This window comes from Chthonomonas sp., from assembly GCA_016788425.1.
Taxonomy (GTDB): domain Bacteria; phylum Armatimonadota; class Fimbriimonadia; order Fimbriimonadales; family Fimbriimonadaceae; genus JAEURQ01.
In genome coordinates, this window is the sequence record JAEURQ010000001.1 from 174607 (window position 1) to 187393 (window position 12787).

Consider the following 12787-nt stretch of genomic DNA (forward strand, 5'->3'; position numbering starts at 1 on the left):
TCCGAGGATGGACAACCGTTTTCAGTTCAAATGATACCCGAGGGGCGGCTTTTTCGGCCCAAGGGGACCCCGCGTTCGGCGTGCTCAATCACCGCTTGGAGCACGTCTTTGAGGCTTGGCAATCGCTCGATGACCGCTTCGATGCGACCGTACCCTTGGGTGAGGAGTTTGGCGGCAATCTCCTGGCCATGCTCGCTGCGAAACACCCAGCCGTCGGGGGTTTCGGTCATCTGCACGCGGAACGATTCGACGATGCCGCGCGCGGCGCTGGCGTCCTTGGCGACAAGCCGGTAGGTCGGGGGCAACACGGCCCGCCGCAATTGGTCGAGGCTCCCCCAGAACGCGAGTTGATCCTCGTGCAGCACGATCACGGTGTCGGCGAGTTCTAACACGTCCAGGCGGCGCGTGGCCACCAGGACGGAGCGATCCCCGCGCACGGCGGCGAGGACCGGCTCAAGCTCCCACGGCGTGAGCGTGTCCAGCGAATAGGGCAGGATCATCAGGTCGGCCCGATTGGTCACCGCCTGCGCGAGTTCCAGCCGCGGACCCTTGTGCTCGCGCGCGTGTTGCCGGCGGATGCCATCCACTCCGGCCAGCACCAGCGCTTCGCTGACTTCAATCCGAGTCACGGCGAGGTCGCCTGCCTTCGCGACCGCCGCCTGCACGGTCATCCGCGGCGCAAAGTCGGTCGCCGGAGTCGCGAATCGTCCGTAGCGAAACACGCGGTCGTCGAGCGCAAGAGCTTCCAAAAACCGAAGCGCAGTCGCGTCCTGCGGGCTGAGCACGGCCACGAGCGACCCGACTTCGAGGCGACCCGAAATCTCGCGTCCGCCTGCGCGGAGCGTAATCCGGTCGACAACGGCGAGCGCGTCCACGCGGGTTAGCCGCAGACCATGAGTTCTTTCGGCGAAGTGGTGAGGATGTCGCAGCCCGATTCGGTGATCACGATGTCGTCTTCAATCCGCACGCCGCCCCAACCATCCAGGTAGACGCCGGGCTCGATAGTCCAAATTTGGCCCACTTCAATCGGTTGATCGGTGGTCATGCTGAGCCGACCCATGTCGTGCACCGCGCTGCCCAATCCGTGGCCAAGTCCGTGACCAAAATATTGGCTTAGGTCGTCCTTGTCCAAAATCTCGCGAACCAGAATGTCTACATCGCGGCCGTTGGCGCCGGGACGCATCGCCTCGATGGCGGCGACCTGCGACTCCAGGACGCGATTATAAATCTGTTTGTGCTTGTCGCTAGTCTCGCCGATCACAACCGTGCGGGTGATGTCCGAGTGATAACCGCGGATGCCGCAGCCAAAGTCGAGGGTGAGAAAGTCGCCGACTTCCAGCTTCTTCTCGGTGGGCTTTCCGTGCGGCTTCGCCGAGTTGGGGCCGCTCACGGCGATGACATCGAACGCCAGCGTAGCGCGGTGCCGGCGGAAAAAGAACTCGATATCGAGCGCGATATCAAACTCCACCACGCCCGGCTTCAGCATGCGCTGCACGTGGTCGAAACACGCGTCGGCGAGTTTACAGGCTTCCGTAACCGCGGCAATCTCGTCCGCGGTCTTGATCATCCGCAACGGCGCGATGATGTTGCTTTGAGGTTCCAGCGTAACGCCGCCGAGTCCCTTGGTCCACTCGGCCCAAGTCGCGTAGGTCACCGAACCTTCGAAACCCAGCTTGCTGACGCCGAGTTTCTTCACGGCCGCGGCGAGCACGTCCAACACTTTTTGCGGCGTGGCGAAGATCACCACCTCCATGTTTGTCACCTGCTCGTGAGCCTGCACCGAGTAGCGGGCGTCGGAGATAAAGATGTTGCCGTTGGCCGAGCAAACCGCGAAGCCAAATGATCCCGTGAAGCCGGTCAGCCAGCGGACGTTGCCGATGTCGGAGACCAACATGGCCTCCACGTTGTTGTCCGCCATGCGGGCGAGGGTTCGTTCCAGGTTGCTGCTCATACCACCTCCTTTACGAAGTCGCGCAGCGCTTCGAGAGCCAACACATAGCCTTTGCCGCCGAAACCTACAATTTGTCCAATGCTGATCGGCGCGATGACGCTGTGGCGGCGGAACTCCTCGCGGTTGTGAATGTTGCTAAGGTGAACCTCGACGACCGGCATGCGGACGCTGACCAAGGCGTCGCGTAGGCTAATCGAATAGTGCGTCAATCCGCCGGCGTTGATGATGATGCCGTTGGCCCACTTGCGGCTGTCCTGAATCGCGTCGATCAGCACACCTTCGTGGTTGGATTGCAGAATCCGAACCTCGATTTGCATGGTCGCGGCGGCCTCTTGAATCATGGCGTCCACGTCTTCGAGCGGAATCTTGCCGTAAAGGTCGGGCTCGCGGAACCCGGTGAGATTCAGGTTCGGACCGTGCAGGATAAGGATTTTGACGTTATTGGTGGCCATGGTTTTCGGACGAAAGTTCGGGCGGAATCAAATGCGGAATGCCGTTGACGATGGGGTAGCGGGTAGCGCAGAGCGAGCACACAAGCTCCTCGCCTTCGAGCCGGAGCGCGGGCCGCGAATCGCAACGCGGACACGCGAGGACGCTCAACAACTCAGGCTTGAGCGCGGATGACTCGTTCATATGTTTCCCAAAGCACCTGGGCGCTCGTTCGCCAACTAAACTCGGCGAGGCGAGCGCGACCCCGTTCGCGCAATGCTTGAACTGTACCGGAATCGGCGAGCAGCGTGTCGATTCTTGCCGCCCAGTCGCGAGCCTCCCAACTTGGCTCAATGGCCGCGGCGTCGCCCGCCACCTCCGGGAATCCCGGCCCCGCGCTGCAGAGCACCGGGCAATCGCATGCCCATGCCTCCAGCAGCGGAATGCCGAAGCCCTCGTAGCGGCTCGGCGCGAGATAAAGGTCGGCGGCGGCGTAAAGCGCGGGCATCAGCTCGTCGGGCACGTAACCGGTCACGGTGGTACGTGGCGGAATGTTCTCCTCTCCCCAACCCGCCTTGCCCGTCACGACAAGGTGCTGTGCGCGCTCACTGAGGGTAAACGCCTGGATGGCCAACGCCATGTTTTTGCGCGGCCAGCGGGTGCCGACGGTGAGCAAGAACGGCTCGGTAATGCCCAACTTGTCGGCCACTATCCGCTTGGCCTCCTCGCGCGGGATGGGCCGAAACCCGACGGGCAACGCGTTGTAAACGACCGAAGTCTTGGCCCCCGCTCCGGGCACGTACTTCTCCAGTTCGGCGAGGCTCGTGTGGCTGACGGCGACCACCGCCTTGGCAGTGCGCACCGCGGCCGGGATGCTGCGCTGCAGAATCATGCGGTCGCGGGGCAAAAACCATTCCGGGCCGGCGAACACGCTCATGTCGTGGATAGTGGAAACGCCACCTCGGGCCAAGGGCGACAGCGAGTATTGGGTGTGCAGCACTTGCGCGCCCATGCGCCGCGCCGCCATGGGAAACGTCCACAAGCTCCACCAGCGAGAATTGCGGGCTGGCACCCGCACCACGCGAAAGTCGGGTCCGAGGGGAACTGTTGGCGCGGGCTCGTGGTTGACAAAAAGGAGGAACGTCGCCGCGAGGTTGAGCTCGTTAAGCCCGGCCAGGATGCCGTTCCAATGGACCGAGTCGCCCGTGTTCTGCGTCCCACATAGGCGCGCATCAATTGCAATCACGGGATTTGACATAGAACTCGTGGCTCGGGGCGTATAATCAACCGAGAATTCTAGGATTATGAAGAAAAAGCGAAACAACCAGATGGCGATGTGGATCGGACTGCTGGTCTTTGCCGGCATCGCCATGGCCATGTCACTCCGGGACCAGGGCTTCTTCAACAAAAATCCCCAGGCCGAGAAGATCGTGGATGACCACGGTCACGAGCAACAAGCGCCGACCAACGTGGCCACGCCTACAAATTCCGATGACAAGAAAGCTTCGATGGCCGCGGCTGCGGCCGAAATGAAGAAGGCTGGCAACCGTCCGATCGCTTTGGATCCGGCCGCGAAGGCTCCCCCGCCCCCGCGCAAGCCACGCCCGAACGCGACGTCCACCGGAAGCCAGTGGTATCGCGATCAGGCCGCGTCTACAACGGGATCGAACTAGTCAGGTTCTGCGGCTCGCCTTCGGTGACGAGCAGATTGTCCTCAAGGCGCACTCCGCCGAGTGGGATGAGCGATTCGGCGCGATCCCAATTGATTTCAGTGGCAAATTTCGCGCGGCGCTCTGCGTTGTGCAAGAGCGGCGCGACGAAGTAGCAACCCGGCTCCACGGTCATGACATAGCCCGGCGCGAGCGGGAAGTTGCAGCGGACATTGCTGCCGCATGCGCTGCCCGGTTCGCGACCCGGGAGCGGTCCGCTACAATCGCGCACGCCTAACCCCACCGCGTGCCCGACGCCATGCGGCATAAACGTGGCCACCGCGCCGCTTTCGCAGGCGAGTTCGGCGTTTACATTCAGAACGCCCATCTGATGCAGGCCGTCGGCGATCACCATGTTCGCATGGCGATGCACGTCCACCCATTCGGTTCCGGGGGTGCACATGGCGTTGCACTCAGTGAGCGCCTGGCGGACAATCGCGTAGAGCTCTTGCTGCGTGGCCGAGTTGCACCGGTAGGTGCGCGTCACGTCAATCACGTAGCCGTGCGCCTGGGCGCCCGCGTCAATGAGCACGAGTTCCTCGTCTCGCAACTGACGATGCGTGGGTTGAAAGTGCAGCACGGCGGCATGGTCGCCGAACCCGACGATTGAGCCGTAGCCGGTGCCGGTTGCGCCGTTACGCATGAACTCCGATTCCATCTCGACCTTGAGCTGATGCTCGGTGATGCCGGGGTGGGCGAGTTCGGCCGCGCGAGCGTGGCCCGCCCGAGTCGCCTCGGCGGCTTGTCGCATGAGGGCAATCTCTTCGCCGTCTTTCGGGCGGCGGATGTGCCAAAGCTCGGCTTCGAACTCGCGCGTCGGCGAGGTGTCGTGGCCGCCCAAATGGATGGCGCGTCCGCCGCCCGACACGTAATGGTCAAGCTCGGTAATGTTGCGTCCTTCGGGTTCTTGCGTGACGCCCTCCCATACGCGTTCGGCCTCGCTTACGGGCACGACGAAGTGTTCCCAGCCTCGCGCGCGATCAAAGACAATCGCGCCGCCGGGACGGCGCAAACCCGTCAGCCACACGTAGTCGGAGTGCGGCACAAAGTTGTAGGTCTGGTCCATGTGCGCGGGAATGCCGATGGGCGTCCCGGCGTGAATGACCAGCGTTTGGTCGCCCAAACCGAGGTGGTCGGCGACGCGTTGCCGTCGAGCGTCGAGAGCTTGCTTACTGAACATCGGCGCTCGCGGTTTGCTTCTTGCGGTTGAGGGCCGATTCGACCAGGCCGCTGAACAGCGGGTGCGGACGGTTGGGCCGCGACTTGAACTCGGGGTGCGCTTGCGTTGCGATGAAGTAGGGGTGCGTGGGGAGCTCGATCATTTCCACCAACCGATAGTCGGGCGACACGCCGCACATCACCAAGCCCTTTTCGATGAGGTCCTCGCGGAACTCGTTATTAAGCTCGTAGCGGTGACGATGCCGGTCGGTGATGCGGGTGGAGCCGTACAGCTTGTGGGCGAGAGTGCCAACCGTGACGTGGCAAGGGAAGCTGCCCAGACGCATGGTGCCGCCTTTGGTGGTCACGCCATGCTGATCGGGTAACAGGTGCACCACCGGGTAGCGGGTCTCGGGATCCATTTCCTCCGAGTTCGCGCCCTTCATGCTGCACACGTTGCGGGCAAACTCGATGACCGCCATCTGCATGCCAAGGCAAATGCCGAGGAACGGCAAACCGTTTTCGCGGGCGTATTTCACGGCGGCGATTTTGCCTTCGATGCCGCGCGAGCCAAAGCCCGGACCTACGACGAGCCCGTCGAGGTTTTTGACCAAGGAAACGGGGTCTTCAATCTGCTCAAAGAGGTCGCTTTCGATCCACTCGATTTCCACCTTGCACTCGTGCGGAATTCCGGCGTGGATAAGCGATTCACCGATGGATTTGTAGGCGTCGCCGTTGTCGGTGTACTTGCCGACCATGCCGATGCGCACCGTGTCGGTCGGGTTTTTCAGGGTGTCCACCATCTTGCGCCATTCGGCCAAGCTGTTCGCGCGCTGCTCCAGGTTCAGGCGATCGCACACGAGCTGGCCGAGGCCAACTTCCTCGTACTTGATCGGCACTTCGTAAATCGTTTGCACGGTCAGCGAGTCAATGACGGCCTCAATCGGCACGTCGCAGAAGTGGCTGATCTTGTCCTTCACGTCGGAAGGCAGCGGCTCTTCGGTGCGGCAAATCAGCACGTCGGGGCTGATCCCGATTTCGCGGAGGTTGATGACGCTGTGTTGGGTGGGCTTGGTCTTGATTTCGCCCCACGGGCCGATCGTCGGCACCAGCGTCACGTGCACGTACATCGTGTTCTCCACGCCGACGTCCTTGCGCATTTGGCGGATGGCCTCCATAAACGGCAGGCTCTCGATGTCGCCGACGGTGCCGCCGACTTCGGCAATGACGATGTCCGCCTCTTGCTGTTGGGCAATCGCCTTGATGCGATCTTTGATCTCGTTGGTGATATGCGGGATGACTTGCACGGTTCCGCCGAGGTAGTCGCCGCGACGCTCGCGCTCGATCACGCCCCGATAGACTTTGCCCGCGGTGATGCTGGAGCCTTCCGAACAAGCGACGTCCATAAACCGCTCGTAGTGGCCCAAGTCGAGGTCGGTTTCCGCGCCATCTTCGGTGACAAAGACTTCGCCATGCTGATACGGGTTCATCGTCCCGGCGTCCACGTTGAGGTACGGGTCGAGCTTGACGGGCGCCACCGAGAATCCGCGATTCCGCAAGAGCCGTCCGAGGCTTGCGGTGGCAATGCCTTTGCCAATGGAGCTTACAACCCCGCCCGTTACAAAGATGTACTTCGTCATCGCTCGAAACCTAGTCTCGCGGAAAATCGCGCGGGAGCGCGTGCGGGACAAGGAATGTTACCCGGCCCCCTCGCAAAGGCGTATGCTATTTGGGTGATTTATCTGAGTTGGCTGTACGACGCGGAGCCGCTGACGGTGGCGCTGGGCCTGGGCGGATTTCTGCTCGTCTGCGCGTTCGTCGGCATGCTCTCGGGCCATTACGAGCGCCAGAAGCCGGGCGACGAAGCCGACCAAAAGTCGCACCTCAGCAACGTTTTGGGCGCAATGCTCGGCCTTATGGCGCTGCTTTTGGGCTTTACGTTTGCCCTCGCCGCCGGGCGTTTCGAGGCGCGGCAAAAGCTCGTGGTCCGCGAGGCGAATGCCATTGGCACCGCGTTGTTGCGCGCCGAAATGTTGCCGTCGCCGTTGAATGAGCGAGCGCGAACGGACTTGGAGAGCTACATCATGGTTTGCTCGCGGTTTGGTCGGAGCCACAATGCCGCCGACGCCAAGGACATGGAAGCCGAGTTTGTGCGCTTGCAACGCAGTCTTTGGAAAACCGTGGTCGCCGCCGAAAAGCTGCGACCAGAGCCGGTGCCCACGGGACAGTTTGTTTCGGCGATGAACGACCTGATTGACCTTCACGGCGAGCGGGTGGCAAACCGCCGCAATCGGGTGCCGACCACGATTTACATCTTGCTGTTCTTTTCCGCCGGGCTAGGGCATGTGCTGCTCGGGCTGAGCTCGGGCATCCATGGACGCCGGCTGGGGCTGAGTACCATTCTCACCGCCGTACTCGTCAGTGGAGTTGTGTACACCATTTTGGATCTCGATCGACCGCTCTCGGGCTTGCTCGTGAACGATCAATCACCGATTGAGGACCTGCGCAAAGGCCTGCAAAAATGAACCTGGTCGGCGTCGTCATCGGCGTGCTTGTCGCGGCCATTGGGTTTGGGTTGCGCCGTCGATTTTGGACCTCAGTGTCAAAGGCGGGACAGGTCATTTCATACGGCGTTCTGGCGCTAAGCGGCATCGCCATGCTGCTGTTGATCTTCGCCACATTCACCAAGGGCGGCGACGCCGCGATGAACGCGATGACCGTGTTGATCTTCGTCGCGCTCGGTTTGGCGTCCGCATTTGTCGTGGCGTTGGTCGGCGGGGCAGTGCAAGCCAGTTGGCTACGACGACCGTACCGTAAAGTCGCGATGAGCCTGGGGCCAGAAGTCTTGTTGGTGTTACTGATCATTTGGCAAGCGCAGGATCTCATGCAAAAGTCCATGCGCGACGACTATCAGCGAACGGCCGTTGTCGAGAGCCAGCGGCGGGAGAATGCCCGCCAACTCGCCGAAAAGGTGCCCATGCGCTACCGCGGAATCACCAGCGACATGCTCTACCAAATGGAAAGCGAGCAACGCGAATTGCGGCGACGCGGCATGACCGTCCCCGACATGATTCCCCAGGACGTGGCCAACGCCATTCGCAACCGCGACAACGCCATGGCCGCGCCGCCGCAGTACCCAAGTCCGGTAGTGACGAGCTACGCCGAACTCAGCCGAACCTATCGCGATTTCAACTACTCCATCTTGGGTAGCTGGTTGGTGGGTGTGTTGCTGGTTCCTTTTGCGACCAAGCGCGTGACCGGACCGCCACCCATCGAAACTGAGCCATGATTCTTGCCACGCTTTTCGCCCCGCTGCCGATTCTCATGCTCGGCAACTCGCACACCATGAGCAACGACCTGCCGGGCATGCTTCGGCGACTGCTCGAGTCAGATGGCTCCAAGCGAACCGTGCTCGTTGAGTCGCGCGGGTTGGAATATCTGGAGTCATTTGGGTCGCACACTGGAATCCAGGGCTTGGTCAAGTCGCGCAAGTGGCGCGCCATCGTTCTTCAGGGTCTCAAGCTTAGCAGCTCGCACAAGTACCGCTACGACCACGCGGGCGCGGTGACGATCGGCAAACTAGCCAAGGTCAACGCCGAGCAGGTGGTGTTCTTCGCCGAATGGCCTCGCCGGGGCTGGGACGAATCGCAATGGATTCTCAGCGAATACCGCGCCACGTCGGACGCGACGGACATTCCGGTCAGTCGCCTGAATCAGGCGTGGAAGCCCGTGCTGGCCGAGTTTAAGGACCTCGCCCTATGGGCCGAGGACGGCAACCATGCGAGCGAAGCGGGGTCGTTTTTGGCGGCCGCCGGACTGTACTTTGAGATCGCCGGACCCAAGCGCACGCCGACGTGGCGCCCAAAATCGCTGACCGAAAAAATCGCCAAGCGGCTGGTCGAGCAAGCGCGTCGCGCCGTCGTCCAGCCGCTTTAGGGCGACTCGCTTATTCTCCGGCCAGGTCGAAAGCCGAGGCCAGCAGATTGTAGTCGGCGATGTCTACGATGTCGTCGCCATTGAGGTCGGCGCGCTCGTCCCAGTTCGGCGAATCGGGCTGCGAGTCGAACGCCGTGGCCAGAATCGAGTAGTCCGCGATGTCCACGATGTTGTCTTCATTGCAGTCGCCGTTGGTCAGGCTCACGTTCTGGTTCACCGCATTGCTCGTGGTGCCGATATTGCGCCGCTTGCTCAGCCAGTGACTGGTCTTGATCGCGATATCGAGGTTGCCCGCGAGGTTCGTTTGGATCGTGTAACGACCGAGACGATCGATGATGAGCGGGTGTTGGGCGAGCACCGCGCCCGTGGTCGGGTTGCGGAATTCCGCCCAACCGAGGCGTTGGTTTCGCGTCTTGAGCCAGTTGTTCAGGGTCACCGTGCCGCTGACCGTGCGCATCGTGCCGCCGGTGGTGAACGGGATAATCCGCGCGGTCGAGAGATTTGCGCCATTGGTGTAGGTGGCGCGCAGATAGTACGTGGTGCCCGCGCTCAAACTGAGCCCGGTCACGGCGAATGTGTCGCCGGTCCAGGTGAGCTCGGTGTCGGCCTTGGTGTTGCTCGCGCCCGGCGTGGTACCGATGCGCACAATCAGCTTGTCAACGCCCGTTTCGGTGTCCAACGCCCAGTGACGCAGCGTCACCGTGCTGGCTGAAGGGGCCGAGGCGAGTTGCAGGCGGGCGAGTACCGGGGCAGTTGTATCGTAGCTCGTTCCGGCGCGGAAGTCCACGCCCGGAGTTTCTTGGCCCGCGACCACTTCGACCTTGCGGACCTTCGTGCCGTTTTGGGTGGTAGCGGTCACCGTCCAGGTGCCCGGCTGAAGCAGAGCAAACCGATACTGGCCGCGCGTATCCGCGGTGGTGCTAATCGTGGCCGCGCCCTTTCGAGCGACAACTTGGGCGTTGCTCGCGGCGATGCCGTTGCTGTAGACAATGCCCTCCATGGTGCCGCCAACAGGTGTCTTGGTCGCGTTGCCGCCGAGCAAGGCTTCCATATCCAGGAATCCAAACCCCATACCCGCATCCCAGGTGCCGTTCGGGTTGGCGAAGGTGTCGGTGAGGGCCGTTCGGTGCAGCTCGTTCATCGTGCGGAAGCTGGTGAACCCGCTGGTTTGCCGCAGACCCGCCTTGCCGAGCCACATGCCTGCCGCGCCGCTGACGTGGGGGGTGGCCATGCTCGTTCCGATGATCTGGCTGTAATCGTTCTTGATCGTCGGGATATAGGTTTGGCTCTGCAGCGCAAACTCGCCGCGCGGCATCGTGCTCCAGACAAACACGAGTAGGAAGTTGGCGTAGCTGTCGGCGGCGAGGTCTCCACCCGGAGCGGCCATGTCAAAGTATTCGCCCGCGGTCGTATAAGAGGTCGGGACGTTGCCCAGAGGTCCTGCAGCAGTAACCGCAAAAGCGCCCGAACACGCGGCGGGGTAGATCGGTGGCAAGGTGCCGCTTGGCGAACCGGATTCGTTGCAGGCCGCCACCACAAGGGTGCCTTTTTGCAGGCAGTAAGTCACCGCGTCTTGCAGCGAGTAGGCGAAGCTTTGCGTGCCGAGGCTCAGATTGATCACGTCCGCGCCTTGGTCGGCCGCGTAATACATCGCCGCCGCGACGTCGGCGTCGTTGCCGGAGCCGTTGCCCTCAATGACGTTGAGCACCATGCCTTGGCAGCCGTAGCCGGTGCCGATGTGGCCGTGACCGTTGAACGAGCCGTTGTTGCCCGCCGCGAGTGCCGTACCCAGCACGTGGGTGCCGTGGCCGTTTTCGTCATCCGGGTCGGGATTCGCGGTGTCAATCGTGCCGAAGCGGAAGCGATGCGAAAGCGCGTGGTTGATCTGCCCGCCGCCGGTGACGTTTGAGGTCGAACCGCCCGCGTTGATGAAGTCGGGGTGGTTCATGTCTGCGCCCGAGTCGATGACGGCGATGAGCGGCGCATCTTGCGGCTTATTGGCCGCGGTGTACCACTGATTGGGCCAGTGCGTCCAGCCGGTGAAGGCCTGCACATCGTCGAGTGCCCACAGGCGATTGAACGGGTCAAACTGTTCGTCGGGATCGAGAATGAGGTAGCACTCCTCGTCGTCCTCAGTCGCGCCCCAGTCGCCATCGTTCGGCGTGGTGAGCAGCGCGCGGACCTCATGCGAGGGTTCACAGAAGATGACGCCTTCTTGCTTCGCCATCAGGCGAGCAGCGACCAGCGGATCAATCCGCTCGTCGTACGTCCAAAGCGCCCAGTCGGACTTGCCAAGCTGGTTGCGGAAGGTCGCGCCGGGCACCGCGATGCTCAGTTCTTGCGCGATCTGCAGATTGTTGACGCGGGCTTGTTGCAGCATGCCCGGCGCGTACTTGACCATCAGTTTGCCGGGAGCATAGCGGGGCGCGGCAGGATCCTTCTCCCCCGAGGCAACCCCGGCCAACGCCCCCACGGACAGGGCCAACGTCGCCGCGGCCACCAACACCAATTTCTTCAAAACCATCGTTTCCTCAAACTCTCCGGCAAAGTATAAGGCAGATGCCTCAAAAATCAATGACTCTGCGACAGTTGGGGGCCGGTGATTGTTCCTAAATTTTTGGCGTGCGGCGTCGGCGGATCGCTCGGTAGGCCACAAGACCCACGATCGCACCGGCCACGTAGGGCTTTGCGGGATTATAGTTGACCGGCCAGCGAGGGGCGTCGCCGCTTCGATCGAAGTACAGGTCGTCCTTCGCCGTTCGGCTCGGAAAGTCGCCGGTTCCGAACGTCGTAAGCGCCAGGTTCTTGGGCACGTCGCTGACGCCAGTGTGGAGGCGAAGCGCGTTGATCGAGCTGGTTTGCAACGGGTATGTCGCGCCCTCGATGTTTGACTTGTAGGCTCCCGGGCCATAGAAGTGCACGGCGAGACCGCCGCCTGCCTCCGACTGGTTTACCTTGGGGACGTAAAAGGGAGCGAACGGGCGATCGGTCTTAAAAGACATGCGCACCGGAATCGTCGCCGCGGCTTCGCCGTCGCCCTTGACGATAAACGCCGTGAACACCCAATCCTTCTTCACGTAAAACTGAATCCAGGTTTCAATCGAGTCGTCGGTGACGAACTTGTGTTTGGCCAGCCAGTTGCGAAAGGCGTTGGCATCGCGAGCCCGCAGGGTGGTCGCGCGGTAACCGCTCACATCTTGCTCCTGCAGAATCTCAACGCCTTTCGCCTCGCCCGCAGCCGCAAGATCTTCTGATTTGGAGCAACTGATTCGCGGAAGCAGTTCGGCATTCCTCAAGGCGGCATGGTACGCATTGATGGCCAGCGGCCCCACTTCGAATGCCTCCTCCTTGGCTTCTCCAAGCTCGGGCACGGTCGGCGTCGGCGCGATAAACCCGAATTCGGACTCGCCGGTTGAGAACCTTGCACGGCGAATGAAGTGCTCGGTTTTGGTGGCCGGGTCCCAGATGATGATGTTCCGCTGATTGGCAAAGCGAATATCGTCGGCGACTGTGCCGACGGCGCAACAGGCCGAGGCCGAGGCGCCGACGCACCCACAAGAAACAAGAATCGCAAACCGTCGCATGTCTCATGTAACCCCTTTTG

Annotated in this window: 13 protein-coding genes; 4 read left to right on the forward strand and 9 right to left on the reverse strand. The window is 62.0% G+C overall.

Annotation, left to right across the window (positions count from 1 at the left end):
* Positions 1-26: 26 nt before the first annotated feature.
* The 5 genes from JNJ45_00880 to JNJ45_00900 are packed head-to-tail and all read right to left on the reverse strand — an operon-like array spanning position 27 to position 3626.
* Entirely contained in the window at positions 27-875 is an 849-nt protein-coding gene (locus tag JNJ45_00880) for a hypothetical protein (GenBank protein MBL8047210.1), read from the reverse strand.
* Positions 876-880: 5 nt separating this feature from the next.
* A complete protein-coding gene (locus tag JNJ45_00885; GenBank protein ID MBL8047211.1) occupies positions 881-1951 on the reverse strand; it encodes an aminopeptidase P family protein in 1071 nt (356 codons plus the stop codon).
* Positions 1948-2403 carry a type II 3-dehydroquinate dehydratase gene (aroQ, locus tag JNJ45_00890; GenBank protein MBL8047212.1) on the reverse strand — a complete coding sequence of 152 codons (456 nt, stop codon included), beginning with the start codon at positions 2401-2403 and terminating at the stop codon, positions 1948-1950. The genes JNJ45_00885 and aroQ overlap by 4 nt, the downstream gene beginning before the upstream one ends.
* Positions 2390-2584 (reverse strand): hypothetical protein, encoded by a 195-nt coding sequence (locus JNJ45_00895; GenBank protein MBL8047213.1) that lies wholly within the window; start codon positions 2582-2584, stop codon positions 2390-2392. The genes aroQ and JNJ45_00895 overlap by 14 nt, the downstream gene beginning before the upstream one ends.
* Complete coding sequence (locus JNJ45_00900) at positions 2556-3626, reverse strand: glycosyltransferase family 4 protein (GenBank protein MBL8047214.1); 1071 nt, start codon at positions 3624-3626, stop codon at positions 2556-2558. The genes JNJ45_00895 and JNJ45_00900 overlap by 29 nt, the downstream gene beginning before the upstream one ends.
* 58 nt (positions 3627-3684) lie before the next feature.
* On the opposite strand from JNJ45_00900, the gene JNJ45_00905 reads away from it, so the two are divergent.
* Complete coding sequence (locus JNJ45_00905; protein MBL8047215.1) at positions 3685-4053, forward strand: hypothetical protein; 369 nt, start codon at positions 3685-3687, stop codon at positions 4051-4053.
* On the opposite strand, the gene JNJ45_00910 is transcribed toward JNJ45_00905, so the two are convergent.
* Complete coding sequence (locus JNJ45_00910) at positions 4034-5269, reverse strand: aminopeptidase P N-terminal domain-containing protein (GenBank protein MBL8047216.1); 1236 nt, start codon at positions 5267-5269, stop codon at positions 4034-4036. The two genes, JNJ45_00905 and JNJ45_00910, sit on opposite strands and share 20 nt — an antisense overlap.
* Entirely contained in the window at positions 5259-6887 is a 1629-nt protein-coding gene (locus JNJ45_00915; protein ID MBL8047217.1) for a CTP synthase, read from the reverse strand. Before JNJ45_00915 ends, JNJ45_00910 begins: the two co-directional genes overlap by 11 nt.
* A gap of 93 nt (positions 6888-6980) precedes the next feature.
* Between JNJ45_00915 and JNJ45_00920 the strand changes: the two genes are divergently transcribed.
* From JNJ45_00920 to JNJ45_00930, 3 genes are read left to right on the forward strand one after another with little or no spacing between them, the layout of a single operon-like run.
* On the forward strand, positions 6981-7772 hold the full coding sequence (locus JNJ45_00920) for a hypothetical protein (GenBank protein MBL8047218.1): 792 nt from the start codon (positions 6981-6983) through the stop codon (positions 7770-7772).
* On the forward strand, positions 7769-8536 hold the full coding sequence (locus tag JNJ45_00925; protein MBL8047219.1) for a hypothetical protein: 768 nt from the start codon (positions 7769-7771) through the stop codon (positions 8534-8536). The genes JNJ45_00920 and JNJ45_00925 overlap by 4 nt, the downstream gene beginning before the upstream one ends.
* Entirely contained in the window at positions 8533-9183 is a 651-nt protein-coding gene (locus JNJ45_00930; GenBank protein MBL8047220.1) for a hypothetical protein, read from the forward strand. Before JNJ45_00925 ends, JNJ45_00930 begins: the two co-directional genes overlap by 4 nt.
* Positions 9184-9193: 10 nt before the next feature.
* On the opposite strand, the gene JNJ45_00935 is transcribed toward JNJ45_00930, so the two are convergent.
* Both JNJ45_00935 and JNJ45_00940 read right to left on the reverse strand, forming a co-directional pair.
* Positions 9194-11701 (reverse strand): S8 family serine peptidase, encoded by a 2508-nt coding sequence (locus tag JNJ45_00935; protein ID MBL8047221.1) that lies wholly within the window; start codon positions 11699-11701, stop codon positions 9194-9196.
* 91 nt (positions 11702-11792) lie between these two features.
* A complete protein-coding gene (locus JNJ45_00940) occupies positions 11793-12767 on the reverse strand; it encodes a DUF2330 domain-containing protein (GenBank protein ID MBL8047222.1) in 975 nt (324 codons plus the stop codon).
* Positions 12768-12787 lie beyond the last annotated feature (20 nt).

Excerpts from the sequence above, each read along its gene's own strand:
- JNJ45_00885 (MBL8047211.1), bottom strand. The coding sequence starts at position 1,951 with ATGAGCAGCAACCTGGAACGAACCCTCGCCCGCATGGCGGACAACAAC.
- aroQ (MBL8047212.1), bottom strand. The coding sequence starts at position 2,403 with ATGGCCACCAATAACGTCAAAATCCTTATCCTGCACGGTCCGAACCTG.
- JNJ45_00895 (MBL8047213.1), bottom strand. The coding sequence starts at position 2,584 with ATGAACGAGTCATCCGCGCTCAAGCCTGAGTTGTTGAGCGTCCTCGCG.
- JNJ45_00905 (MBL8047215.1), top strand. The coding sequence starts at position 3,685 with ATGAAGAAAAAGCGAAACAACCAGATGGCGATGTGGATCGGACTGCTG.
- JNJ45_00910 (MBL8047216.1), bottom strand. The coding sequence starts at position 5,269 with ATGTTCAGTAAGCAAGCTCTCGACGCTCGACGGCAACGCGTCGCCGAC.
- JNJ45_00915 (MBL8047217.1), bottom strand. The coding sequence starts at position 6,887 with ATGACGAAGTACATCTTTGTAACGGGCGGGGTTGTAAGCTCCATTGGC.
- JNJ45_00925 (MBL8047219.1), top strand. The coding sequence starts at position 7,769 with ATGAACCTGGTCGGCGTCGTCATCGGCGTGCTTGTCGCGGCCATTGGG.
- JNJ45_00930 (MBL8047220.1), top strand. The coding sequence starts at position 8,533 with ATGATTCTTGCCACGCTTTTCGCCCCGCTGCCGATTCTCATGCTCGGC.
- JNJ45_00940 (MBL8047222.1), bottom strand. The coding sequence starts at position 12,767 with ATGCGACGGTTTGCGATTCTTGTTTCTTGTGGGTGCGTCGGCGCCTCG.